Source organism: Xanthomonas sp. NCPPB 3582 (genome assembly GCF_041475735.2).
GTDB lineage: Bacteria > Pseudomonadota > Gammaproteobacteria > Xanthomonadales > Xanthomonadaceae > Xanthomonas > Xanthomonas codiaei.
Map to the genome: position 1 here is coordinate 1,500,123 of NZ_CM192968.1, position 24,690 is coordinate 1,524,812.

The 24,690-nt window shown below is 66.5% G+C and carries 14 protein-coding genes, 1 other RNA gene and 2 pseudogenes; 7 read left to right on the top strand and 10 right to left on the bottom strand.

The window, feature by feature from the left end; translation table 11 throughout:
• Positions 1–11 precede the first annotated feature (11 nt).
• The 7 genes from ACCQ05_RS06290 to ACCQ05_RS06320 all read right to left on the bottom strand — a co-directional run bounded on the left by ACCQ05_RS06290 (position 12) and on the right by ACCQ05_RS06320 (position 16,553).
• The gene (locus ACCQ05_RS06290) at positions 12–1,472 is read right to left on the bottom strand and encodes a glycoside hydrolase family 125 protein (RefSeq protein WP_372393260.1); all 1,461 of its coding nucleotides are present in this window, start codon (positions 1,470–1,472) and stop codon (positions 12–14) included.
• A 766-nt stretch (positions 1,473–2,238) separates the two neighbouring features.
• A complete protein-coding gene (locus tag ACCQ05_RS06295) occupies positions 2,239–4,893 on the bottom strand; it encodes a glycoside hydrolase family 3 C-terminal domain-containing protein (protein ID WP_372393261.1) in 2,655 nt (884 codons plus the stop codon).
• A 436-nt stretch (positions 4,894–5,329) separates the two neighbouring features.
• The gene (locus ACCQ05_RS06300; RefSeq protein WP_372393262.1) at positions 5,330–8,032 is read right to left on the bottom strand and encodes a beta-mannosidase; all 2,703 of its coding nucleotides are present in this window, start codon (positions 8,030–8,032) and stop codon (positions 5,330–5,332) included.
• 21 nt (positions 8,033–8,053) lie between these two features.
• Positions 8,054–10,483 carry a family 20 glycosylhydrolase gene (locus tag ACCQ05_RS06305; RefSeq protein WP_372393263.1) on the bottom strand — a complete coding sequence of 810 codons (2,430 nt, stop codon included), beginning with the start codon at positions 10,481–10,483 and terminating at the stop codon, positions 8,054–8,056.
• A gap of 444 nt (positions 10,484–10,927) precedes the next feature.
• On the bottom strand, positions 10,928–11,995 hold the full coding sequence (locus tag ACCQ05_RS06310) for a glycosyl hydrolase family 18 protein (RefSeq protein ID WP_167394412.1): 1,068 nt from the start codon (positions 11,993–11,995) through the stop codon (positions 10,928–10,930).
• A gap of 3 nt (positions 11,996–11,998) precedes the next feature.
• On the bottom strand, positions 11,999–13,684 hold the full coding sequence (locus ACCQ05_RS06315) for an alpha-L-fucosidase (RefSeq protein WP_372393264.1): 1,686 nt from the start codon (positions 13,682–13,684) through the stop codon (positions 11,999–12,001).
• A gap of 208 nt (positions 13,685–13,892) precedes the next feature.
• Positions 13,893–16,553 carry a TonB-dependent receptor gene (locus ACCQ05_RS06320; protein WP_372393265.1) on the bottom strand — a complete coding sequence of 887 codons (2,661 nt, stop codon included), beginning with the start codon at positions 16,551–16,553 and terminating at the stop codon, positions 13,893–13,895.
• A gap of 717 nt (positions 16,554–17,270) precedes the next feature.
• Here ACCQ05_RS06320 and ACCQ05_RS06325 point away from each other — a divergent pair.
• Entirely contained in the window at positions 17,271–18,269 is a 999-nt protein-coding gene (locus ACCQ05_RS06325; protein ID WP_372393961.1) for a glucokinase family protein, read from the top strand.
• A 4-nt stretch (positions 18,270–18,273) separates the two neighbouring features.
• On the opposite strand, the gene ACCQ05_RS06330 is transcribed toward ACCQ05_RS06325, so the two are convergent.
• The 3 genes from ACCQ05_RS06330 to bioA form a co-directional block, all read right to left on the bottom strand.
• Positions 18,274–18,349: non-coding RNA, sX9 sRNA (locus ACCQ05_RS06330), on the bottom strand.
• Between the two features lie 122 nt (positions 18,350–18,471).
• Positions 18,472–19,206 (bottom strand): 16S rRNA (uracil(1498)-N(3))-methyltransferase, encoded by a 735-nt coding sequence (locus ACCQ05_RS06335; protein ID WP_372393266.1) that lies wholly within the window; start codon positions 19,204–19,206, stop codon positions 18,472–18,474.
• A complete protein-coding gene (bioA, locus tag ACCQ05_RS06340; protein WP_372393267.1) occupies positions 19,197–20,615 on the bottom strand; it encodes an adenosylmethionine--8-amino-7-oxononanoate transaminase in 1,419 nt (472 codons plus the stop codon). Before bioA ends, ACCQ05_RS06335 begins: the two co-directional genes overlap by 10 nt.
• Before the next feature lie 41 nt (positions 20,616–20,656).
• Here bioA and nudE point away from each other — a divergent pair, with 41 nt between their 5' ends.
• The 6 genes and pseudogenes from nudE (at position 20,657) to ACCQ05_RS06370 (ending at position 24,570) form a co-directional block, all read left to right on the top strand.
• Positions 20,657–21,205: an ADP compounds hydrolase NudE gene (gene nudE, locus ACCQ05_RS06345; protein WP_167394413.1), complete on the top strand. Its 549-nt coding sequence runs from the start codon at positions 20,657–20,659 to the stop codon at positions 21,203–21,205.
• On the top strand, positions 21,202–22,002 hold the full coding sequence (cysQ, locus tag ACCQ05_RS06350) for a 3'(2'),5'-bisphosphate nucleotidase CysQ (protein ID WP_372393268.1): 801 nt from the start codon (positions 21,202–21,204) through the stop codon (positions 22,000–22,002). Before nudE ends, cysQ begins: the two co-directional genes overlap by 4 nt.
• 184 nt (positions 22,003–22,186) lie before the next feature.
• A pseudogene (gene mazG / locus ACCQ05_RS06355) lies at positions 22,187–23,032 on the top strand (nucleoside triphosphate pyrophosphohydrolase); the annotation flags it as partial.
• 8 nt (positions 23,033–23,040) lie between these two features.
• Positions 23,041–23,376, top strand: a complete 336-nt coding sequence (locus tag ACCQ05_RS06360; RefSeq protein WP_372393269.1) for a YnfA family protein — start codon at positions 23,041–23,043, stop codon at positions 23,374–23,376.
• Positions 23,377–23,517: 141 nt separating this feature from the next.
• Positions 23,518–24,141, top strand: a complete 624-nt coding sequence (locus tag ACCQ05_RS06365; protein ID WP_372393963.1) for an SPFH domain-containing protein — start codon at positions 23,518–23,520, stop codon at positions 24,139–24,141.
• A 30-nt stretch (positions 24,142–24,171) separates the two neighbouring features.
• Positions 24,172–24,570, top strand: a pseudogene (locus ACCQ05_RS06370) (NfeD family protein).
• The last annotated feature ends 120 nt before the right edge of the window (positions 24,571–24,690 follow it).

Genomic DNA, 24,690 nt, shown 5'->3' on the forward strand with positions numbered 1-24,690 from the left:
CTGCGCATGGATCAGGCGCTGCGCAGCAGCTGGGGCTTGCGTTGGTGCAGGTCGATGATCAGTTCGCCGAACAAGGTGTTGGCCCAGGCGAACCAGTCGCGGGTGAAGGTGCTTGGGTTGTCCTTGTGGAAGGCCTCGTGCATGAAGCCGGTGCCGGCATGGGTGGTCTTGAGCCACTGCAGGCACTGGCGCAGTTGCGCGTCGTCGTCGCTGACCAGCGCGTACTGGATGATGGACATCGGCCAGATGGTGCCCATGCCGCTGTGCGGGCTGCCCACGCCCTCGGCGGCGGTGCCGCGCGAGAAATATGGGTTGCGCTCGCTCCACGCCAGCTGGCGGGTGCGCAGGAACACCGGGTCAGCGCGATCGCAGCAGCCCAGGTAGGCCAGGCTGAGCAGGCCCGGCGCGTTGGCGTCGTCGATGAACAACTGGTTGCCGAAGCCATCCACTTCGAAGGCCCAATACGCCTGGCCATCGCTGTCGCGCTGCTGGCCGAACTGGCGGGTTGCGGTTTCCACTTCATCGGCCAGTGCGCTGCACTCGGCGGCGAACACGGCGTCGCGATGCAATGCGGTGCTCATCGCAGCGAGCTGGCGCAGCGAGGTCACCGCGAACAGGTTGGCCGGCACGAACAGCGGAAACACGCAGGCATCGTCGGAGGGACGGAACATCGAGTGGATCATGCCGTTGGGTCTGGTCGGCTGGCCGTAGCCTTCCAGCACCAGCGTTTCGGTGGCCAGCGGCGAGGGGCGCTGGAACACGTACGGGCCGCGGTCGTGCTTGCGCTGCTGCTCGCGGAAGGTGTGCACCACCACGTGCATCGCCTCGCGCCAGTCATCGTCGAACGGTGCGGTATCGCCGGTGGCGCGCCAGTATTCGTGCGCGATGCGGATCGGGTAGCACAGCGAATCCACTTCCCACTTGCGCTCGCCCACGCCGGGTTTCATTTCGGTGATGTCGTTGAGCGACCACTTCAGGCGCTGGGTCTGGCCATCGGGCAGGAACGCATTGGCGTACGGATCGAGCGTGATGCAGGCGGCCTGGCGCTGGATCAGGCCATGGAACATGCGCCGCAACGCCGGGTCACGCTTGGCCAGCGGCACGTAGGGGTGCACCTGCGCGGAGGAATCGCGCAGCCACATCGCATGGATGTCGCCGGTGATGACGAAGGTGTCCGGCTTGCCGTTGCGGGTGCCGGTCTCCACCGTGGTGTCCAGCGTGTTGGGGTAGCAGTTCTCGAACAGCCAAGCCAGCTCGGGATCGGCGATCTGCGCCTTGATCTGCGCGATCTGCTGCTCGACCGCCTTGCTGACGAATCGGCGTTGCGCCTTGGGCGGGCGCTTGCTGACGAAGCCGCCGACGCCACGGGTGCCAGGGGCGGACGCCGCCGCGAAGGCGGGCAGGGCACTGGCGAGCATGCCGGCGCCCACGCCGGCACCGAGCAGCTGGAGGATGTCGCGACGGGTGTGCATGACCTCAAGACTCCGTGGGTTCACTGTAGCGGTCGCACGCCTGCAGATCGGCGCCGGTGGCCGCGCCGGGGCGCGAGACGGCGATGAGACCTATGCATGACCAATTCCCGATGACCATACAACGTGTGCGCCGCAGATGCATAGTGCGCCCGCACAATTCGACGCCGTACGTGGTCAGCGGCGGCGATGGAGCAGGCCGCGACCACGGTGGCCTTGCCACCGGTGCCGCTCCATGGTGCGGGCGCATACATCGGGGCTGACTCCGCACCGCGGGACAGCGCCGGACACGCTACCGGGCGACAGCGTGTGCGCTGCCGATTTCCAGCAAAACGGCGCCATCGCCGACATCCGCGGCAGGCACGATCTTTGGGCAGGCACTTAGCGGTGTCGCGCCTGCTCCGGCAGATCGCACATGCCGACCACGCACAGGCGGGCATGCACGCCGATGGCACGGGCCATCCACCCTGGCGAGGTCGATGAACGCTCACCCGCGGCGATTGGGTTTTCCGGCTCCTCGACGATACGGAGGGACGATGAGCGACGCGCGGCGTGACCGGATAGGTGACGACGAGCGACGGGCTCGTCGTCGCGTCCCGCCCGGCGTCCGGATTCGGTCGCTCCCTCAACGGGCTCGATCGAGCGGCACTGGCACCGTGCGCGAGGCCTTGGCGACGCCACCGCAGCCGGTGGCTTGCCGGCCGCAATGACCCTGGCCGATCAGTGGCCTGGGCCGCCGATGTCGGCTGGCGGTTGGCGGCTGCGTCGATCACTTCGGCAGCGGCGAACGTCCCTGGATGGTCAACGCCGCCGCCGCGCCGGGCGCGCCGGTGCCGGGCTGTCCGCCACCGACGAAGACCTGATAATCGCCAGCCTCCACCGCGCGCTGACCACTGCGATCCACATCGCTCAGGGCGCGTGCATCCAGCTGGAAGGTCAGCTCGCGCTGTTCGCCCGGCGCAAGATGCACGCGCTGGAATCCGACCAGGCTGCGCAACGGCGACTGCGGGCGGTTTGGGTACTGCAGATACACCTGCGCCACTTCGTCGCCGGCGCGCGAGCCGGTGTTGCGCACGGTCGTGGTCACCTGCAACGCGTTGCCGGCCTGCAGGGTGGCGGTGGACAGTTGCGGCGCCGTGTAGGCGAAGCTGGTGTAGCTCAGGCCATGGCCAAACGGGAACAGCGGCTCGCCCTTGAAGTAGCGGTAGGTGCGGCCCTTCATGTCGTAGCTGACGTAGGGCGGCAGGTCCTTGGTGGAGCGGTAGAACGTCACCGGCAAACGCCCGCCGGGGTTGTCGTCGCCGGCCAGCGCACGGGCGATGGCAGTACCGCCGGACTGGCCGGGATACCACGCCGCCACGATCGCATCGGCGTGCTGCCTGGCCCAGTTCACGGCCACCGCGCTGCCGCTCATCAACACCACCACCAGCGGTTTGCCGGAGGCCTTGGCGCGTTCGAGCAGGGCCTGCTGCGGGGCGGGCAGGGAAATGTCGTTGCGGTCGCCGCCGTCGAAGCCCGGCACGTCGATGCGCAGCTCTTCGCCTTCCACGTCCGGCGACAATCCGACGAAGGCCACCACGGCATCGGCCTGCGCCACTGCCTGCTCGGCCTCGGTCAGCTGCGCGGCTGCCGGTGCCAGCCATTCCAGGCGCACGCCCTGGTCCTGTCCGCGATGCTCCATCTCCAGGCGGATCCTGCGCGGGCGGGTGTCGTCGAAGTGCAGCACGGTCTCCACGTTGCGACCGTCGGCGTTGTGCATGCCGGCCGGCACGTGCCTGTCTTCGGCGTTACCGGCAACGACGAGCTTGTCGTCGATGTACAAGCGCACCGGATCGTGACCGCTGCAATCGAAGCAGCGCGCCACGCGCACCGCCAGGGTGTAGTCGCCGGCGCCTGGCGGCAGCAGTTCGCCGCTCCAGCGCACCGCATAGCGATCGGCCGGTACGCCCTTGGCCGGGCTGACCTGGTCCCAGTTGAAGCTGACGATACGATCCTGGCGCACCACCGCCGGCTTGCCGGCCAGGTCGAGGTTGTCGAAATATTCGCCACGCAAGCCCGGCATGCCATCGCTGCGCAACGCGGTTTCAGGAATCATGCCAGGCACGCCGGCGGCCAGTGGCGCGCCTTGTGCGTAGCGCACCTGCGGCGCACCGAAGCGCTCGCGCAGACCCAGCAGCGGGGTCACCGGTTGCGCGGACGTGCCCTGGTAGTTGGCCTCCAGCGCGGCCAGCGCATCGGCGTTGGGACCGAGCACCGCCAGCCGCGTGCCTGGCTTCAGCGGCAGGGTACCGGCGTCGTTCTTCAGCAGCACGATCGACTCTGCGGCCGCTTGCAGGGCCAAGGCACGGTTGGCGCGGTTGTCGATGTCCTTGGCGCCCAGCCGCGCGTACGGGTCCCTGCGCGGGGCTTCCAGTTCGCCCAGGCGGTAACGGGCGGCGAACAGCCGCACCAGCGATTGATCGAGCAGGGCTTCGTCCACTTCGCCGCGTTCGATCGCCGTGCCGAGTTCGCGATAGGCATGCCCGCAATTGAGGTCGTGGCCGGCCTTGAGTGCGGCGGCCGAGGAGCCGGCATTGTCCGGGCGGAAGTAATGGAACTGGGTCATGTCGTCCACCGCATCGCAGTCGGATACCACGAAGCCCTTGAAGCCCCAGTCGCCGCGTACGCGGCCATTGAGCAGCCAGTCGGCCGCGCACGCGGGGATGCCGTGCAGCGAGTTGTAGGCGCACATCACCGAGCCGGCCTGGCCCTCGACCAGCGCGGCGCGGAACGCGGGCGTATAGGTCGCTTCCACATCGCGCGGCGAGACATCCACGTCGAAACCATGCCGGCCCGGTTCCGGACCGCTGTGCACGGCGATGTGCTTGGGCGTGGCGATCGTCCGCGGGTGGCCCGGGTCCTCGCCCTGCAGGCCGCGAATGAAACCGACCGCGAGCTGCCCGGTGAGGAACGGGTCTTCGCCATAGGTTTCCATGCCGCGGCCCCAGCGCGGATCGCGGAAGATGTTGATGTTGGGCGACCAGATGGTCAGCCCGGCGTAGCGCTTGTGGTCCTTGCCCGGGCCGCCGGCCAGATTGAACTTGGCGCGCGCCTCGGTGGAGACCACCGTGCCCACCTGCTGCATCAGCTGCGTATTCCAGCTGGCCGCCAGGCCGATCGCCTGCGGAAACACCGTGGCGTAGCCATTGCGGGCAATACCGTGCAGGCCTTCGCTCCACCATTCGTAGGCGGGGATGCCCAGGCGTGGGATCGCCGGCGCATCGTTCATCGCCTGGGCGACCTTCTCCTTGCGGCTCATCTGCGCTACCAGCGCGGCGGCGCGCTGTTCGGGCGTGCCGCTGCGGTCGGCGGGTGCGGCGTGCGCGATGCAGGACAGGCTCAGGCCCAATGCCATGGCAAGACGCGATACAAACAGGGACGACATCGATTCACTCCTGCGCAGCGGCCAATGCCGCCAAGCGTTGTTCGGGTAGCGCCGCAGAGTCAGCGGCGAGGTGGGGGGCGGGCGTGGCGGTGTCATGCGCGCGGTTGGGTGTGGTGGTGGCTCGTGCTGCGGTGGGCCCTCATCCGCCGCTACGCGGCACCTTCTCCCGCTTGCGGGAGAAGGACACCCATGGCTGGCGGAAAGCCAGGGTGCCGGACGAAAGGCATGCCAGGACATCAGTTCCTTCTCCCGCTCTGCGGGAGAAGGTGCCCGCAGGGCGAATGAAGGCATGCATCGCAGGACATCAGTTCCTTCTCCCGCTCTGCGGGAGAAGGTGCCCGCAGGGCGAATCAAGGCATGCATCGCAGGACATCAGTTCCTTCTCCCGCTTTGCGGGAGAAGGTGCCCGCAGGGCGGATGAGGGCCGCTTCGTGCTTCATTTCGCTGCCGCTGCCTCCGGCGGCTCCGGCGGAGCGCCTGCCAGCGTCGAGGCCAGGTCGCGCACCTGCAGCGCTGCCTGCACCTGCGCCATCGGCAGCTTGCTGGACACGTGCAGCGTCAGCGGCTCGCCCGGCAGCAGGTCGAAGGCGTTATCGGCCACCTTCACCTCCAGCTCGCCGAACGACAGCCACACCTCGCGCGCCAGCGTGTTGCTGGTCAGGGTCAGCGCATAGCCATCGCCATCGGCGCGCCACTGGGTGTCGATCTTGGCCGTGGGCAAGGCCAGCTGCTTGGCCGGTGCGAAGAACACCACTCCGCGCGAGAGCACCGTGTCGTCCTCCAGCAACTCGAACACCGCATAGCTGCGCTTGGGGTCGGCCTTGCCCAGCAACTGCGCATCGCTGAAGTCGCCTACCTGCAGGCTGCTCAGCGGCTTGACCATGGCCTTCTGCTCGCGCTTGCTCAGCACCTTGCCGTCCATGCCCATCACCCGCATGCGCCAGCGTGCATTCAACGCGGTGGTGCGATCGGAGACCAGCGAGACCTCGGTCTGGCCCTTGTCGTTGCGCAGCGCGGCGATCAGCTCCGGCGCATAGAAGCGGCGCGCGTGATAGTGCAGCGCCTTCCAGCGGCCGTAGTAATCCACGCTGGACCACGATGCGCCCGGCCATACATCGTTGAGCTGCCAGTACAGCGAGCCCATCGACTGCGGACGCGAGGCGCGCAGGTGCGAGGCGGCCAGGTTGATGCCTTCGGCCTGCATGAGCTGGCTCAGGTAGACGAAGCTTTCGAAATCCTTGGGCTCGCCGAATTCGCGGCGGATGTACAGCATCAGCCGCTTGTTGCCGTTGCCCTTGTCGAACTTCTGGTGCGCGCGCATCACCGGCGATTCCGGGTCCATGTCGGTCGCATCGGCGAACACACGCACGGTGCGCATGTCCGGGAACGACTGCAGGCCGTATTCGGACATGAAGCGCGGGGTGACGTTGAGGTATTCGGTCACCGGCAGGGCCGGGCCGCCCCACACCTTCCAGTAGTGCATGTCGCCGTCGTTGGCCTGGTCGGCGGCGCCATCGAAATTGGTGCCCGGCGAGGTGGCCCAGTACGGCACGTCGCTGTCGTAGGTGGTCACCACTTCGCGGAACACGGTGCCGAACAAGGTGGTCATGCCGCGCTCGATGCGGCTGCGTTCCTCCGGGTCCACCGACTGCTTGAACTTGACCCGGTCGCCCCAGTTTTCCCAGCCGGTCTGTACTTCGTTGTTTCCGCACCACAACACGATGCTGGGATGGTCGCGCAGACGCTTGACCTGTTCGATCGCTTCCTGCCGGGTGTTCTCGCGGAATTCCACGTCATACGGCGGCACCGCACCACCGAACATGAAGTCCTGCCAGATCATGATGCCCAGTTCGTCGGCCACCTCGTAGAAGTGGTCGTCCTGGTAATGCCCGCCGCCCCACATGCGCAGCATGTTCATGTTGGCATCGCGCGCGTCCTGCAAGGTGCTGCGCATGCGCTCGGCGGTGACGCGCGAGGGGAAGGCATCCAGCGGGATCAGATTGGCGCCCTTGGCGAAGATCGGGATACCGTTGATCACGATCTCCATGCTCTTGCCCCACTTGTCTTTTTCGCGGCGCAGCTCCACCGAACGCAGGCCGGTGACGCGCTTGATCTGCTGGCTGTCGCCATCGGCGTCGCGCACGCTGGCCACGAAGGTGTAGCGATCCTGCGCACCATAGCCGGCCGGAAACCAGCGCTTGGGATTGGCGATGCGTACCGGCAGATCGATGCGGTTCTGGCCCGGGTCGACCACCGCGTCCTGGGTGAACTGGCCCACCTTCTGCCCGTCCGGGCCCAGCACCTCCAGCGTCACCTGCACCGGCCCGCCGCGGCCGGCCTGCAGTTCCAGCTGCGCCTGCAATTGCGCGCTGCCGGCGTCGACGCGTTGCTGGGCGATATGCAAGCCGTCCACGCGCAGCGCGTCCCAGGCTTCCATGCGTACATCCTTCCAGATGCCGGCGTTGACCATGCGCGGGCCCCAGTCCCAGCCGTAGCTATACGGCGCCTTACGCACATAGGTGGAGCTGTGGCGGCCATCGGGCTCGTCGCCGAACGCCGAATCGTAGGCGCCCGGCAGCGCATACGGCTGCTTGGCCAGCCACGGCTGGATCTTCTTGATCGGCGAGAAGAACTTGATTTCCAGCACGTTGTCGCCGCGCTTGAGCAGCGGCTTGGCGTCCACCCGCCACTGCCGGAACATGTTGTCGGCACTGAGCAGCTTCTTTCCGTTGAGGGTGACCTCGGCCAGCGTGTCCAGGCCGTCGAACACCAGCTCCACGTGCTCGCGCTTGAGCGTGGCCGCATCCACGTTGAAGCGGGTCTGGTACTGCCAGTCGCTCAGGCCGGCCCACTGGATCTTGCCTTCGTTGTCGCGCAGGAACGGGTCGGGCACCACCTTGGCGGCGATCAGGTCGGTCTGCACCACGCCCGGTACCTGCGCCGGCATCCAGCTGGCGGCCTTGGGATAGGTCTTGGCCTGCGGTTGCCCCGGCACCAGGCGCACCTGCCAGCCGCTGTCCAGATTCACTGCCGTCGGCGGTGCGGCCCAGGCCTGCGAAAGTGCAAAGGTGAGGGCAAGCCCGAGACGTGCGGGTGTGAGCAGGGACAGTGCGGGAGTAGTGCGGTGCGACAGGGGCATGGGTCGATCTCCTTGGATGGGTCAACGCGTGGCGGCGGGGGGCGCCTGCGCGGTGGTTTCGATCAGTTGCACGGCGCCGATGGCATACAGCGGGCCGCGGATCGGTGCGGTGAAGCGCAGGCACAGATCATGGATGCCGGTGCGTGCGGGCAATGGGGTTTCCAGGGTGAATTGTTCGCCCAGGGCGTCGCTACGGGGCAATTGCACGCTGGCGAGCAGCTCGCCCTCGCAGCCCTGGCGCACTTCCAGCTCGCCACCGCGGGTTCTTGCCGGGTACTGCACCACCTTGGATTGTTCGTGCGCCAGGCCGAAGTTGTTGGGCAGGCGGGCGGCCTCGATGCGGATCGCACCAACGCCATCCAGGCGTGCCTGCGGATACAGCCGGCAGGCATGGAACAGATCGACGTTGTAGACCGGCGTGTCGGCGCCGGTCATCTCCGGCAGCAGCGGCAGGCGCAGGCCGAGCGCGCCGGTCTCCACGCAATGGCGCAGGCCTTGCGTGTCTACGCGCAACAGCGAGGCGCGGTCGAAGCTGCGGCTGCGCGTGGCGGCCAACGGCCTGCCGTCGGCGGTGAATGCCGTGGCCTTGACCGTGATCGGCAGGGTGATCGTAAACGGCGCCTCATAGCGCGGCGATGCCGGCGTGGGGTCGCTGCCGTCGATGGTGTAGTGCAGTGCGCCCGCGCCGGTCTGCGTGCTCAGCGCCACCTTGGCCGGACTGCCGGCAAGCACCGGGTTGGGGCCGTTTTCCAGGGCGATCTCGGCGGCAAAGGCGCCATCGCTGTAGTCGATGCCCAGCGCCTGGTAGCGCTGCAGCTGTGCCGGAAGACGCGCCAGAAAGCTGTCCCAGTTGCGCGCCGCCGGCGGCGACCAGGTCACTTCCGCCACCGCCGACAGACGCGGAAACAGCGCGTGATCCACATGCCAGCGCGAAGGAATGTATTCGGCCCACAATGCGCCTTGTGCGCCCAGCACGTGCCTGGCCTGATCAGCGCTGAGCTCTGCCGGTACCGGGTCGAACGCGTAGACCTTGGACAGCGGCAACACCGTCAGGCGGCCGTTGGGCTCGTCGTTACGGGTGGTCTGCAGGTTGTCCAGATACAGCCAGTCGCCCGGCGCCAGCACCACATCGTGGCCTTGCTTTGCTGCAGTCACTGCACCTTCGACACCACGCCACGACATCACCGACGCACTGGGCGGCACGCCGCCTTCCAGAATCTCATCCCAGCCGATCATGCGCCGGCCGTGCTTGGTGAGATAGGCCGCCAGCTGTTCGTTGAACCAGCCCTGCATCGCATGCGCGTCCTTGATCCCCAGCCTGCGCATCTGCGCGCGCACCGCCGGCGAGGCTTCCCACTGATCCTTGACCGCCTCGTCGCCACCGATATGGATGTAGGTCGACGGGAACAAGGTCAGCACTTCGTCCAGCACCTGGGTGATGAAACTCAGACTGCGCTCGCTGGTATTGAACAGATACGGGTTGACTCCCCAGTTCACGCCCACCTGCGTGCGCACACCGGGCACGCCCACCTCTTCCGGATACGCGGCAACGGCCGCCTGCGCGTGGCCGGGCATGTCCAGCTCGGGCAGCACGGTGATGTGCAGGCGCGCGGCGTAGGCGACGATCTCGCTGATCTGCTCCTGGGTATAGAAACCGCCGTAGCGTTCCGGCGTGCCATGCCGGCCTGCGCCCGGCGGCGTGCGCCAGGCACCGACCTCGGTGAGTTTCGGGTAGCGCTTGATCTCGATGCGCCAGCCCTGGTCGTCGGTGAGATGCCAGTGCAGCACGTTGAGCTTGTGCACGGCCATTGCGTCCAGCACATGCTTGACCGTGTCCACATCGTGGAAGTGGCGGGCCACGTCCAGGTGCTGGCCGCGCCAGCCGAAGCGTGGCCAGTCGCGGATGCTGGTCCCTTGCACCGTCACCGCGCCCTTGTGCGCGTCCGCTGTCATCAACTGCCAGGCGCTGATGGCGCCATACAACAGCCCGGCGCCATCGCGTGCGGCGATGCGGATGCCCTTGGCGGTCACGTCCAGGCTGTAGCCTTCCTTCTGCGCCACCGGTGCCTGCGCGTTGCGCTGCAGGCGGATGCTGGCCGGCGACGCGGTTGCCTCGGTGCGCACTTCCAGCGTCAGCCCGCGGGTGCGCTTGAGCAGCTGTGCCAGGTATTCGGCACTGCTCCGTGCGTCGGCATCGCCGCCTTCGATCGAAATCACCGTGCCGGCATCGATGGTGAAACGACCGGCCGCAGGCTTCGCCTCGACCGGTGCGGGAATCAGGGGTAACGGTGCACTGGATGAGGGCGCGGACGCGGTCGCCCCCGCATCTGCCACCGCCGGTGCGGTGCCGGCTTCGCGCCTACCGCAGCCGGCCAGCATCAGCGCGGCCAGCGACAATGCAAGCAAACGCGACGGCAGCCTGCTCAACGACAGCCTGCCCAATGACGGCATGCGCACTGGTCGCGTGCACGATGCAGACGTGCTCGATAGGGGCGTACCCGATGACGATGCATCCAGCCGCAGCACTCTCGACAATGGCGTGTGTGGAGCCCGGCTGGTGTTGACCATCATGCAATCACATCCCGATATGACGGAGAGCGGGTCGCTGCGACAGGGCATCGACGCAGCGGAGTAGGGCAGCGGCATCGTGCAGTGCCGCAAGCAGCTGTGCCCGGCCGCTGCGATGCTGCGACTCACACATGTGGCGACACTGGCTGCAGCCCCGTTGCAGTGTACGAGTGGCGAGCGATGATTTCGAGCGCATGCCGCATCCCCGCCGCATCGGTGCACATGGCGATCTGCTCATGCATCGCGCAACGCACAGTAACAAAGCCTCCATGCTTTACGCAGGGACTGGCGCACGCTTCAGCGCGCTGCGCCAGTCGGGTGTGTGGGTCAGCGCTGCGCGACCGGCAATTCGTCCCACACCTTCGGGTCTTCCGCACCCAGCACCCAGCAGCTGAAGCCTTCCAGGCCGTACTGCTTGGCCATGTCGTAGCGTGCCTTGAAGCTGCGCGCGTCGGGGCGGAACACCCACTCGCGCATATCGTCGCGATAGAAGTAGAACCACGACTCCTGCTCGACCGGATCCCATTGCACGGTGGCGTTCTGTTCGATCGCCAGCGGGAAGGACTCGTCGGCATCGATATACGTCGCGGAAATATTCGACGCCTCGGTGCCGTCTTCCTTGACCGGGTTGCCGGTGTACCAGCGATAGCCATAGGTGGCGATGCCCAGCGAGAGCTTCTCCTTCGGCACCTGGGTGATGGCGTAATCCAGGTGCTTCTTCATCCACACCATGCCATCGACCGGGCCCGGCGTGGTCCAGCGGGTATGCTGATCGTAGGTCATCAGGCTGATCAGATCCGCGGCCTGGCCCAGCGCCTTCAGGTCGTAAGCGCCGCGCCAGTATTCCCACATCCACTTGGAGAACTGGCCGCCTTCGGCATGGCCCGGTGCGTTGGGCACCACCGCCACCGACATCTTGAAGCCGGCCTTGTGCAGCGCATCGGCGGTCTGTTTCACCATCAGGGTGTAAGCGTCGCGATCGGTCCAGGCGATATTCTCGAAATCGAACTGGAAGCCGTAGTACTTGTGCTGCTTGCCGTGGATCAGCAGCGATTCGATCATGCGCTTCTTGGCCGCTTCATCGTGCATCAGCTTGTGGAAGCCGTCGCGTCCGGTAGTCATCGACAGGATCGGCATCACCCGCAGCTTCTTCTGCTTGGCGATGTCGTACAGGTACATGTTGGGGGTGCCGTTGACCAGGCCGTTCTGGTCCACGCCGTACCAGGTAGGCACCACCACATCGATCTTGTCGACGTTGGCAATGAACGAGTTGGTCGATTTCTGCGTGTTCATCAGGTAGAACAACGCCGTGGGGTTCTTGGCCAGGGCCGGGGCGCAGGTCAGTGCCAGCGCAAGTACTATCCAGCTCAATCGCTTGCTCATGAAAGACAACATCCGTCAGGGAGTGGGGGAAGAAAGGTCGATACGGAACACATACGCACTCTCGCCGACCGGCTTTAGCGGAAGGCGCAGATGCAGGCCGTCGGCGCGTTGTTCGAACGGAATCTTCTTGCCGTTGGCCAGCAAGGTCACGCCGCGCACGCCATCGGCGGGTGTCAGCGAGCGGATCACCGCTTCGCCATCGGTTGGCCAGCCGAGCTCGATCGCATACAGCGCGCCGTCGCGGGTGGTGAAGCGGAAATCTTCTGCCGTGTACGGTTTGGTCTTGACGTCCTGGAAGGTGCCGCCCACCACTTCGGTCGGGCCTTCGCCATACACGCGCCACGGCGTGCTGTCGTAGACCGCGCCGCCGTTGGTCTTGAGCCAACGACCGATCGCCAGCAGGATGCCGCGCTCGGTGTCGGGGATCGAGCCGTCGGCGCGCGGGCCGATGTTGAGCATCAGGTTACCGTTCTTGGCCACCACGTCGGCCAGCATGTGGATGATGAAGGTGGGCGATTTGTAGGTGTCGTTTTCGATGTAACCCCACGATGCATTGCTCACCGAGGTATCGGTCTGCCAGTGGGTGGGGTGGATGCCGGTGAGCTGGCCGCGCTCGATATCCAGCGTGCCGGCGCCTTCCGGGAATGCGCCCAGCTTGTAGTTCACCACCACCCCGCGGTCGGCGTCGGTACGCGCCGCGCCCTGGTTGTAGTAATAGGCCAGCATGGTCGGCAGGCTGCGCCGGAAGGTGGGGTGCGCAATCCACCAATCGAAATAGATCAGGTCTGGTTGATAGGTGTCGATCAGCTCGGTGGTGCGTGCCAGCCAGTCGTCCAGCCAGGCCTGCGACACCGGCGTCCAGTCGTTGGCCACGTCGGCATCGTCCTTACCCGGCAGGCGCACCTGCGCCGGGCCGTACAGCGCCGCATAACGCGGATCGTTGACGTCCGAATCGAACTTGCGCCCGCCATCGAAAAACCAGTTGTGTTCGGCGCGGTGCGAGGACAGGCCGAAGTGCAGCCCTTGCGCGCGGATGGCGGTGGACAGCTCGCCCAACAGGTCGCGCTTTGGCCCCATCTTCATCGCCGTCCAGTCCGACAGCTTGGAGTCGTAAAGCGCAAACCCGTCGTGGTGTTCGGCCACCGGCACCACGTAGCGCGCGCCGGACTCACGGAACAGCCTGGCCCAGCCCTTGGGGTCGAACCTGGGTGCGGTGAATTTGGGAATCAAATCCTTGTAACCGCTGGTCGCCTGCGGGCCGTAGGTCGCCACGTGGTGGGCGAATTCCTTGGAGCCTTGCAGATACATGTTGCGCGAGTACCACTCGCTGCCGAACGCCGGCACCGAGAACACGCCCCAATGGATGAAGATGCCGAACTTGGCGTTGTCGTACCACGCCGGTGATCGATATGCCTTGAGCGCGGCCCAGTCGGGGCGGAACGGACCCTTGCGTGCGCCGGCCTCGGCTTCGCGCACCAGGCGCTCGCGTTCGGGCGCGTAGGCGGCGGTGGCATCGAGCCACTGCTGATCGATGGCCTCAGGGCTGAGCGTGGTGGCGGTCGGCGCAGTGGACGATGGCGCCGCACTCGCGTGGAAGGCCGGTAACGCGAGCAGCAGACCGAGCGCGAGCGCTCGTGTCCTGGGTGCAGCTCCGGCGTGGCGGCGGGATGGAGCCGCAACTGCGCGGCTATCGGTCGTCATGGGAACTGCACTCCTGTTGAGCAAGACGCGCCGGCGATGTTACAACCGTGCGTGGATGGCAAAAGCAGACCTGGCCATGCCCCCTCAGCGGCGAAGGGGCGTGGCCAGTACCACTCCTTGTTACAACATCAAGCTGTGCGCTGCATGCAACGCACAGCTCAAAAAAAAGCGCGCCACCGTGGAGGGTCGGTGGCGCGCCGGTGCTACGTCAGAACTTGAAGTTCAGCTGGGCCTGATAGCCGCGGCCGTTCTTGTAGAACGCCGTGGGCGCTGCCCGGGTGTTGCTGAAGAGCCGGTAGGTCGAATCGAGCAGGTTGGTCGCGCCGAAGGTGATGCCCATGTAGTCGGTGATCTGGTACGAGGCGGTCAGGTCCAGCTGCTTGTAGCTGTCGGCGAAGTCCTGCGAGGCCAGGCGTCCGATCTGGGTGAAGTACTTCGAGCGGTAGCTGTAGTTGACGCGCACCATCCAGTCGCCATGTTCCCAGTACGGGATGATGTTGTAGGTGTCGCGCGACAGATACGGCAGGTTCAGGCCGGAGCTGGAGTCGGATTCGGCGAAGGTGTAGTTCGCCTGCACGCCGAAGCCCAGGCCCAGCGACTGCTGGTAGTTCACCGCCACGCCCTTGACCTTGGCGTCGGACACGTTCACCGGCGTGGTCACCTGGTAGATGCCGGCTACGGCCGGCGGTGCCGGGTTGAGCTGTTGGCTGACCGTGGTGTTGACGATGTACGAACTGATATCGCGGTAGAACACTTCGCCCGACAGCATGCTGGACGGAGCGAAGTACCACTCGGCCGCCACGTCGTAGTTGGTGGATTCGTACGGCTTCAGATCCGGGTTGCCGCCATTGGCGGTCAGGTTGCCGTTACCGCTGTTGATGGTGAACGAACCGGCCAGATCGGCGTAACGCGGGCGCGCAATGACCTTGGCTGCCGAGAAGCGCAGCACGGCGTCGTCGGTGATGTCGTAAGCGATATTGAAGCTGGGCAGCGCCTTGCGATAGTCGTTGGTCTCGGCCACACGGTTGAAGGTCGCGCCACCGTCCTGGCTCTGCCAGAACTCGGACTTGTCGGTAGTGTCGATCAAGCGCACGCCGACGTTACCGCGCCACTGGCCCGACTCGAAGTTCAACTGCGTATAGACGTTCTGGGTGATTTCCTTCACGTCGAACGAAGAGCCGAAATCCGTGCGGTATGCACCCTGCGGCTGCGCGAGCAGATAGCGACGCACGGCCTCCAGGTTGGCGGTCGGCCAGGTGGTCAGGTCGCCGCTGGCGCCCAGGCCGTCGTACAGGCCGCTCGGCGTGGTGCCCGGGTTGAACTGCGTCAACGAAACCGGGTCGGTGGTGTTGATGCGGTTACCACGCGCTTCCACGCCGTTGTTGTGGTTGATGTACTTGTAGCCGAACATCAGCTTGGTGAACGGACCCCAGGCCAGATCGCGCGCCGCGTCCCACTGGAAGTATTTCTCTTCGTCGGTGCTCTTCTGATAGAAGATGCCGCCGGCCTGCATGGCGCTGGAGTCCTGCGAGCCTGCCGGCAGGCCCGCCGGCGAACCCGGCAGCGTCCAATTGGCGGCGTTGCCGTTGTCGTAGTTGACGGCGGTGTTGCGGCCGTCGAATGCATAGTTGTAGCCACCGTCCTGCATCAGGAACTTCATCAGGTATTCGGGGTTCTTGCCGCCGGTGGCCTTGGTGTCGCCGAGCTGCGTGGTGAACACCCACTTCTCGCCCGACCAGTCGTGGCGCAGGTTCAGGCTCTTGGTGGTGACGGTGCTCTCGCGGTAGTTGGCATCCAGCTGCGCGTAAGGCTGGCCGGCAGCGCCATCGCTGACGGTGGCCGAGGTGACAATGCCGTTCTGCACGTTTGCCTGGGTGATCTTGCGCATGTCGTCGTTGCAGGCCGGGCAGACATAACGCGACTGACTGAAGTTGTTGTACTTGCCCTTGATGTACAGGCCGGTCAGGTTGAACTCGTTCTGCTCGTTGGGCTTCCACTGCAACGCGCCCTGCACGCCGCTACGTTCGCGGGTCTGCTGGAAGAATGCGCTGTTGATGCCGGCCGGCACACGGGCGGTGGCCACGTTGCTGCCGTCGCCGGTGATGGTGGCGGTCGGCGGGATGTTGGCGCCGGTGGTGTAGCCGAAGTATTCGATACCGGCGCGCGCCAGGTCCTGCTTGTCGTGCGTGGCGGAGATCAACGCGCCGAAGGTTTCGTCGTCGTTCTTCCAGCTCCACAGCGCCGAGCCGCGCGGATTGCCTTCTTCCGAGCGGTCGTTGTAGTTGTAGCCGAGCGAGCCGCGGATGGTGTTCTTGGGCAGGTCCAGCGGCTTGCGGGTGTGCACGATCACGGTGCCGCCGATCGAGCCTTCGTCGATGCGCGCCTCGGGGGTCTTGTAGACCTCCATCAGGCCGATGATTTCCGGCGACAGCAGGGTGTAGTTGAAGGTGCGGCCGCTGGTGTCGGTCGGGTTGCCGCCCCAGTCGCCGGAGGCGATGGTCTGGCCGTTGAGCAGCACGCGGTTCAACGCCGGGTCGGTGCCGTTGATGCTGACCTTCTCGCCTTCGCCGAACTGGCGGTCGACGCTGATGCCCGGCAGATGCGACAGCGATTCGGCGGCATTGATGTCCGGGAACTTGCCGATGTCCTCGGCGCTGATCGCATCGACGATGGAGTTGGCCGAGCGCTTGACCGCCTGGCTCTTCTCCAGCGACGCGCGGTAGCCGGTGACGGTGATGGTGTCCAGTTCGGTCGTTGCCGATGCGCTGGCAGGCGCTTGTTGTTGTTCTTGTCCGGCAGCCATTGCAGAGCCGGAGCAGTACAGAGCGGCGGTGATACAGAGTGCTAACGTCGTGGTGCGGCTGTGCATGGCTAAACCTCGTTGGTTAGTGCTGTGAGCGCGCCGCCTTCCAAAGGCGTCACGCGCTCGGCGTGGCCGGCAAAACAACACGCCCTGACCGATCGCGGTGGTCGCACTCGGTGCCGCGCAATGGCAGCAGGCGGTGTCGATTCGCGTGGTAGAGGAGGTGTCCCCCGTATGGTGAAGCGGTGGAGCGAACGCGACATCAGCGGGCCGCGCGTCTGACGACGCAGGACCCACGAACCTGGAATCAGCAGGGAAGGGAAGAACCGTTCTTCAGTACCGAACAGTCCATGGCCCCTCCTGCCAGAACTCCGATTTGGATCGAGTCTCGCGTAGCGCTGACAGCGTTGTCAACACATCGTCACAGATCTCTGATGTGGCTGCGATTGCGCTGCAATGCAGCATTTTTGCGACGTGATCGCCGAAGTGCGCGTGCGTCCGGCCGCGATAATGCACCTGGCCGGAGGGCGCGATTGGCGCTTTCAATGGCTGCACGGAGCGTAGCCGGCTCTTGTCCGATTTTTGTGCGGAAATCGTTGTGATCGGTGCGGATTTTTCGTGGATGATGGGCGTAGGCCGGGACTGCGTCGATTGTGGCCGGCACGGTTGCGTTACACGGCGATTACTGACAACGTTGTCTACCCGGTGCCGTTCGTCGGACAGCGGGACTCGACGCCAGCCCGCTGCCACTTATCAGGAGAACGCGTGAGCGCAAGCAGCCCAATGGAAGCGGTGGCCTTTCCGCGCCCCGACACCTTCGTTGCCGCAGACGTGGGCGGGACGCATGTGCGCCTGGCGTTGGTGTGCCCGAGCAACGATGCGCGCACGCCGGTCACGGTGCTCGACTACCGCAAGTACCGCTGCGCCGATTACCCGGGCCTGGCCGAGATCATGTCCGCCTTCTTTACCGAGTTGGGATGCGCGCCGGTGCGCCGCGGCGTGATTGCCAGCGCCGGGTATGCGCTGGAGGACGGCAGTGTGATCACCGCAAACCTGCCGTGGGTATTGGCGCCGGAGCAGATCCGCCGCCAGCTCGGTATGCAGGCGCTGCACCTGGTCAACGATTTCGAAGCGGTGGCCTATGCGGCCAACTCCATGGTCGGCAATCAGGTCATGCAGCTCTCCGGCCCGGCGCAGGGCGCGCCCGGCCCGGCACTGGTGCTCGGCCCGGGAACAGGGCTTGGTGCGGCGGTGTGGATCCCCAATGGTGCCAACCCTGTCGTGCTGCCGACCGAAGCCGGCCACGCCGCGCTTGCCGCTGCCAGCGATCTGGAGGTGGCCTTGCTGCAGGAACTGCGCCGCACGCGCAGCCACGTAGGCACCGAAACGCTGCTGTCGGGCCCAGGTCTATTGACGCTCTACACCGCACTGGCCACGCTGCGCGGCGAGCCGGCGGTGCATGCCGGTCCGGCCGATGTCACCGCCGCCGCACTGTCCGGCAACGACGTACTCGCGCGCGATGCGCTGCAGGCCTTCTGCGGTTTCATGGGCAGCGTGGTCGGCGACATGATGCTGCTGTACGGCATCCGTAGCGGCGTGTATCTGGCCGGTGGGTTCCTGCCGCAGATCGCCGACTTCATCGCCGCCAGCGATTTCGTCGCCCGCCTGCTCGACAAGGGTACGCTGCGCCCCGCGCTGGAGCAGGTGCCGGTGCGCATTGTCGAACATGGCCAGCTCGGCGTGATCGGCGCGGCCAACTGGTTTCTGCAGCGCGCCAGCTGAGAGCGGCTAACAAAATGTAGCGAGCGCTCGTCAGGTGGGTGCGGACGGCGCGGAAGAACTGAAGTGTGCGCGTGGTACATGCCACACCGAGTACCGACCGCGCCCGCCTGGCGGCCGCGCAGTCGTGGCTGCCTTGCCTGTGGGAGCCGCTCCATCCGGCTGTAGCTGCACCTTCCACGGCCCATGCCGCCACGGCAGCGCCTTATAGATCCCCGAACCGCGATTGCAGTGCCGCAATCGCCGCCAGCCCGGCGGTTTCGGTGCGCAGGATGCGCGGGCCCAATTGCAGGCCGCTGAAGCCGGCGTCTGCCAGGATGGCGCGATCGCGCGGCGACCAGCCGCCCTCCGGCCCGATCGCCACGATAAGCCCCTGTTCCATATCCGCACTCAGCGTGGACAGGCGATGCTCACCCTGCGGGTCCAGGGTCAGCCGCAGTGCCTGCAGGTCGCTGGCCTGCGCTGCCTCCTGCAAGCCAAGCGGCGCGGCGACGGTGGGTACGCGCGCGCGGCCGGATTGCTCGCATGCGGACACCACCACGCTGCGCCAGTGCGCCACGCGTTTCTCCAGGCGTGTCGCATCCAGCTTGACCTCGGTGCGCTCGGCATTGACCGGCACGATGGCCGCAACGCCCAACTCGGTGGCCTTCTGCAGGATCAGGTCCATCTTCTCGCCGCGTGCAATGCCCTGCAGCAGGGTGATCCGCAATGGCGATTCGTTGTGCAGGGGCTCGACACGCTCCACCCGCGCACGCGCCTCGCGCTTGCCGGCCACGCTGATGCGGGCGTGGTAATCGCTGCCGTCGCCATTGAATAGAATGCAGGCATCGCCCTCGCGCAGCCGCAGCACGCGCAGCAGGTGATTGGCGGACTCGTCTGGCAGGGTGACGTCCTGGTCGCACTGCAGCGGCAGTGCCACATGCGAGCGGGTCAGGCGCATGCAACGGCCTCCTCGATGGCGTGGCGGGTAGTGGCGGCCAGCAACGCGAGTTGCGTCTCGTCCACGCAATACGGCGGCATCCAGTACAGCACATCGCCCAGCGGCCGCAGCACCACGCCACGGTCCAGCGCCGCGCGATACGCCTTCAACCCGACCCGCGCCGCCGCAGGGAAGGGCGTACGCTTGTCGCCGTCCCGGGTCAGCTCGAATGCCACGATCATGCCGGCCTGACGCACGTCCGCCACCGCCGGGTGTTCGCCGATCTGCGCCGCGAGCGTGGCCATGTGGGCAGCGGTGTGTTGGTTGCGCGCAATCACCTCGTCGTCCGCGAAGATCTGCAGGGTCGCCAACGCGGCCGCGCATGCCAGTGGATTGCCGGTATAGCTATGCGAATGCAGGAACGCGCGCTCGCGCGAATCATCCAGGAACGCGTCGTATACCGCTTGCGTGGCCAGCACCGCCGCCAATGGCAGGAAGCCGCCGGTCAGGCCCTTGGACAGGCACAACAGGTCGGGCATCACCCCGGCCTGTTCGCAGGCGAACAAGGTGCCGGTGCGGCCGAAGCCGGAGGCGATCTCGTCGGCAATCAGGAACGCGCCATGCGCATCGCACAGTTCGCGTGCCCGACGCAGATAGGCCGGGTGATACATGCGCATGCCGCCGGCGCACTGCACGCGCGGCTCCAGGATCAGCGCGCAGATCTGCCCAGGCGAGCGCTCGAACATGGCCTGCAGTGCATCAGCCGCCTGCAGCGCGTACTCCTCCGCAGTCTGTCCGGGCTCGGCCAGATAGGCATCCGGGGATGGCGCAAAGAGCGATTCCAGCAGCAGCGGTGCGTACACGCGGCGATACAAGGGAATGTCGCCCACCGACAGCGCGCCGATGGTCTCGCCGTGATAACCGTTCTCCAGTGCGATGAAACGCGTGCGGCCGTGCTCGCCGCGGTTGTGGAAATAGTGGAAGGCCATCTTCAAGGCCACCTCTACGCCGGCCGAACCATTGTCGGCATAGAACACCTTGGCCAGCGGCGCGCGCCCGGCCTGGCGCGGTGCAATCGCCAGCAGGCGCTCGGCCAGCTGCACTGCCGGCGCATGCGTGAAGCCGGCCAGCATGACCTGCTCCAGCGTGCCGGCCTGCTGCGCGATGGCCGCACCGATACGCGGTTCGGCGTGGCCGAACAGGTTGGTCCACCAGCTGCTGACCGCGTCCAGATAACGGCGACCATCGTGGCCGATCAGCCAGGCGCCCTCGCCGCGGGCGATCGGTACCAGCGGAAGCGTGTGCGGGTGCTCGCGCATCTGCGTGCATGGGTGCCACAGCACCGCGAGATCGCGTTCTCGCCAATGATCGGCAGCTGCGGAGGCTGCCGGGTCTGCTAGGATTTCGGGCTCATGAACATGTCGATGCATCCGCCTATTCTATCGGCCCGCTCAGCGGCTGCGTGCTGCGCATGAGCCCGCGTCTGCCGATCATCCACAAGACCACCGATCTGGGCGACGGGCCGTTCCGGCGCCAGCAGCTGGATCTGGAGTTTTCCAACGGCCAGCGCCGCATCTACGAACGCCAGCTCAGCCAGGGCCATGGCGCGGTGGTGGTGGTGCCGCTGCTGGACGAACAGACCGTGCTGCTGGTGCGCGAGTACGCCGCCGGCGTGCACCGCTACGAGCTGGGCCTGGTCAAGGGCCGCATCGATGCCGGCGAGACGCCCGAGCAGGCCGCCGACCGCGAGTTGAAGGAAGAAGCCGGCTACGGCGCGCGCCAGGTGCAGGTGCTGCGCGCCATGACGCTCGCTCCTACTTATATGAGTCACCAATCGTGGCTGGTGCTGGCGCGCGACCTCTACCCCGAACGCCTGCCCGGCGACGAACCGGAAGAGATGGAAGTGATCCCTTGGCCGCTGGCGCGCCTGGACGAGTTGATGCTGCGCGATGATTTTTCCGAAGGCCGCTCGCTGGCGGCACTGTTCATTGCGCGCGAGTGGCTGGAGCGCAACCGATGATCCGCATCCCGATGGAGTTGCGCGAAACCGTGATCGCCATCGCCCGCGAAGCCGGCGACGCCATCATGCAGGTGTACGCACAGGACTTCGCGGTCCAAATCAAGGACGATGCCAGCCCGTTGACCCAGGCCGATCTGGCCGCCAACCGCGTCATCGTCGAAGGGCTGCGCCGGATCACCCCGGACGTGCCGGTGCTGTCGGAAGAATCCGCGCACGTGGCATGGACGCAGCGCCAGTACTGGACCAGTTACTGGCTGGTCGATCCGCTCGATGGCACCCGCGAATTCGTCAAGCGCAATGGCGAGTTCAGCGTCAACATCGCGCTCATCCATATGGGCGCGCCGGTGCTGGGCGTGGTGCAGGCGCCGGTGGATGGCCGAGTGTGGTACGCCGCACGCGGCGAGAACGCCTACCGCCGCGATGGCGATCGCGATGAAATGCTGCAGACGCGCACGCCGGCCGCTTCGCCGCTAAGGGTGGCGGCCAGCCGCTCGCACCGCGATGCGCGCACCACGGCAGCGCTGGAGCGCATGGGCGAGATCGACGTGGTGGCGCAGGGTTCGTCGTTGAAGTTCTGCCGCATCGCCGAAGGCGATCTGGATGTCTACCCTCGCTTCGGCCCCACGTCCGAGTGGGACACAGCCGCAGGCCAGTGCGTGCTGCACGCCGCCGGCGGCGTCCTGCTGGCCGGCGCCAGCGGCAAACCGTTCCGCTACAACCGTCGCGAGACCTTGCTCAACGGCGATTTCATCGCGCTGGGCGACCCCAATCTGCCATGGCGCGATTGGCTGGCCTAAGCGTGACCGTCGCTCGTGGGTGTGGCGAACGGCCGGTGGGCGCGGCCGTCATCGGCTGACCGCTACACTTCGGCAGCTTCTCCGCGCGGCATCGGTTGCGGCGATCGGCGATCGGCGATCGGCGCGGCGCGCCGGTGAATCGCGGAAGGCGCCTTCTCCTTGCATCCCGTTTCAGGAATCCAGCATGTCCCAGACTCCCTCCACCGGCGATCTCCACGGCCTGCTGCAGCTGATGGCGCGCCTGCGCGACCGCGAGCATGGATGCCCGTGGGATCTTGAGCAGACCTTCGCCAGCATCGCCCCGTACACCATCGAAGAGGCCTACGAAGTGGCCGACGCGATCGATCGCAACGACCTGCAGGGGCTGCGCGACGAGCTGGGCGACCTGCTGCTGCAGGTGGTCTTCCACGCGCAAATGGCGGCCGAGCAGGGCGCGTTCGGGTTTGCCGATGTGGTCGCCACGCTCAGCGACAAGCTGGTGCGTCGCCACCCACATGTGTTCGCGGCGCAGGCGGCCGACGATGCGCAGGCGGTCAGCGCCAATTGGGAGCGGATCAAGCGCGACGAACGCCGCGCCGCCGGACACCAGGACGACTCGGCGCTCGCCGGCATCGCCCGTGGCCTGCCGGAGTGGCAGCGCTCCACCAAGCTGCAGGCGCGCGCGGCGCGGGTCGGCTTCGACTGGCCGGGCCCGGCGCCGGTACTGGACAAACTGCAGGAAGAAATCGAGGAGCTGCGGGTGGAATTCGCGCGCGGCCCGGTGGCCGACAATCAGGCGCGCCTGCAAGACGAACTCGGCGATGTCCTGTTCGTCTGCGCCAATCTGGCGCGGCATGCCAAGGTCGACGTGGGCGCCGCGCTGCGGCACGCCAATCTGAAATTCGAACGGCGCTTCCGCGCGATGGAAGCCCGCGCGCAGGCGCAGGGCAGCGCACTGGACGCGCTGTCGTTGAGTGCGCAGGAAGCCTTGTGGCAACAGGTCAAGCGGGACGAAGCGGCCGCAGCGGCGATTCCCGATACCGACCCTGCGGCACACCGATGAACTCCGCGCTGGGCACCGTGCTGCTGTTCGTCGCCACCGCCGTGGCCGAGCTGGTGGGCTGCTACCTTCCTTATCTATGGCTGCGCAAGGGCGGCAGTGTGTGGTTGCTGCTGCCCACCGCGTTGAGCCTTGCGCTGTTCGTGTGGCTGTTGAGCCTGCATCCCACCGCCAGCGGGCGCACCTACGCGGCCTATGGCGGGGTCTATATCGCCAGCGCCTTGCTGTGGTTGTGGTGGGTGGATCGCATCGTGCCTACACGCTGGGACCTGCTCGGTGCCGGCTGCTGCCTGCTGGGCATGGCGGTCATCATGTTCGCGCCACGCAGCGCCTGAGCCGGGTAGACGCCGGTCGCGCAGGCCGGCTGAAGCTTGCGCGCAACGGCGTGGCCGGCCGCGCAGCGTTGCCGTTGCCGCCGGTGCGATGTATGCGGCGGGTGCCTACCTCGCGCAGGACCGACGCGTCATGCAAAGGGACTGCATAGGTTTCCAACTTCGTTTCTGGCCATCGTCGTGCTGGTCGCCGGCGTCGTCGTGTCGTTCAAGACCGTGCCCATGGTGCCGCAGGGATTCCAGTGGACGGTAGAGCGCTTCGGCCGCTACACCCACACCATCTACATCCGCGGCACCCAGCCGCCGCGCGATCCGATCGATTCGACGGCGCGGCAGATGAAGGCCGAGCGCGAAAAGCCCGCGCAGATTCTGGAAGCCGAAGGCTCGCGGCAATCGGAGGTCCTGCGTGCCAAGGGCCAGAAACAGGCCGCCGTGCTAGAAGCCGAAGGCCGCAAGCAAGCCGCCTTCCGTGATGCCGAAGCAGGCGAGCGCCTAGCCGAGGCCGAATCCCGCGCCACCCAGGTGGTGCCCGATGCGATCGCCAACGGCAGCGTGCAGGCGATCAATCGTTTTGTTGCGCAAAATGACGTGGAGGCGTTCGAGGCGCTGGCCACTGCGCCCAGTCAGAAGTTGCTGCTGATGCCGATGGAGTCCAGCGGCATCAGCGGCTCGATCGCCGGCATCGCCGACCTGGCGAAGGACGCGCTGGCCACGCCCGATACCGCCGGCGTTCGGGTGCCGCCGATGCCCCCGCGCGCGCGAGGCTGAGCCATGCGTTGGGACGTGGTGGTGTAGGCGGTGCTGTTGATCGCCGCCGAGACCTTGGTGCCTGGTGCATTCCTGTGGTGGATGGGTATTGCCGCGGCCGCGGTGTGCGTGCTGGTGCTGGCAGTGCCGGGCATGCCGCTGTTGGTGCAGATCGCGGCGTTCGTGCTGCTCAGCTTCGTATCGGTGCACGTCTAGCGCAGCTGGTTTGGCGGCAAGCGGCGGCAACGCGACCGTCCCTTGCTCAACCGGCGCGCCGAGCAATTGATCGGCCGTCGCGTGTTGCTCGATCAGCCCATCCACGATGGCCGCGGTCGCGCCGAGGTCGACGATGCGTTCCGGGTGGTCAGCGGCCTGGAGCTGCCCGCCGGCGCACCCGTACGTATCGTAGGCGTGGATGGCATGACCTTGCTGGTGGAAGCGGCGGGCTGATCGGACTGCCGGCATCCCGTGCTGCACCGCATGTTGCAGTGCGGGGTCGCAGTGTCAGGCGTACGCACCTTGGAGTCCGGTTGTGCGTCTGCACGGCTTCCCCGCAAGTGCGGCCGGGCG

Excerpts from the sequence above, each read along its gene's own strand:
- ACCQ05_RS06320 (WP_372393265.1), bottom strand. The coding sequence starts at position 16,553 with ATGCACAGCCGCACCACGACGTTAGCACTCTGTATCACCGCCGCTCTG.
- ACCQ05_RS06295 (WP_372393261.1), bottom strand. The coding sequence starts at position 4,893 with ATGTCGTCCCTGTTTGTATCGCGTCTTGCCATGGCATTGGGCCTGAGC.
- ACCQ05_RS06360 (WP_372393269.1), top strand. The coding sequence starts at position 23,041 with ATGAACTCCGCGCTGGGCACCGTGCTGCTGTTCGTCGCCACCGCCGTG.
- ACCQ05_RS06325 (WP_372393961.1), top strand. The coding sequence starts at position 17,271 with ATGGAAGCGGTGGCCTTTCCGCGCCCCGACACCTTCGTTGCCGCAGAC.
- ACCQ05_RS06305 (WP_372393263.1), bottom strand. The coding sequence starts at position 10,483 with ATGCCGTCATTGGGCAGGCTGTCGTTGAGCAGGCTGCCGTCGCGTTTG.
- ACCQ05_RS06335 (WP_372393266.1), bottom strand. The coding sequence starts at position 19,206 with ATGCGCCTGACCCGCTCGCATGTGGCACTGCCGCTGCAGTGCGACCAG.
- ACCQ05_RS06290 (WP_372393260.1), bottom strand. The coding sequence starts at position 1,472 with ATGCACACCCGTCGCGACATCCTCCAGCTGCTCGGTGCCGGCGTGGGC.
- ACCQ05_RS06310 (WP_167394412.1), bottom strand. The coding sequence starts at position 11,995 with ATGTTGTCTTTCATGAGCAAGCGATTGAGCTGGATAGTACTTGCGCTG.
- ACCQ05_RS06315 (WP_372393264.1), bottom strand. The coding sequence starts at position 13,684 with ATGACGACCGATAGCCGCGCAGTTGCGGCTCCATCCCGCCGCCACGCC.
- cysQ (WP_372393268.1), top strand. The coding sequence starts at position 21,202 with ATGATCCGCATCCCGATGGAGTTGCGCGAAACCGTGATCGCCATCGCC.
- ACCQ05_RS06300 (WP_372393262.1), bottom strand. The coding sequence starts at position 8,032 with ATGCCCCTGTCGCACCGCACTACTCCCGCACTGTCCCTGCTCACACCC.
- bioA (WP_372393267.1), bottom strand. The coding sequence starts at position 20,615 with ATGCATCGACATGTTCATGAGCCCGAAATCCTAGCAGACCCGGCAGCC.
- nudE (WP_167394413.1), top strand. The coding sequence starts at position 20,657 with ATGAGCCCGCGTCTGCCGATCATCCACAAGACCACCGATCTGGGCGAC.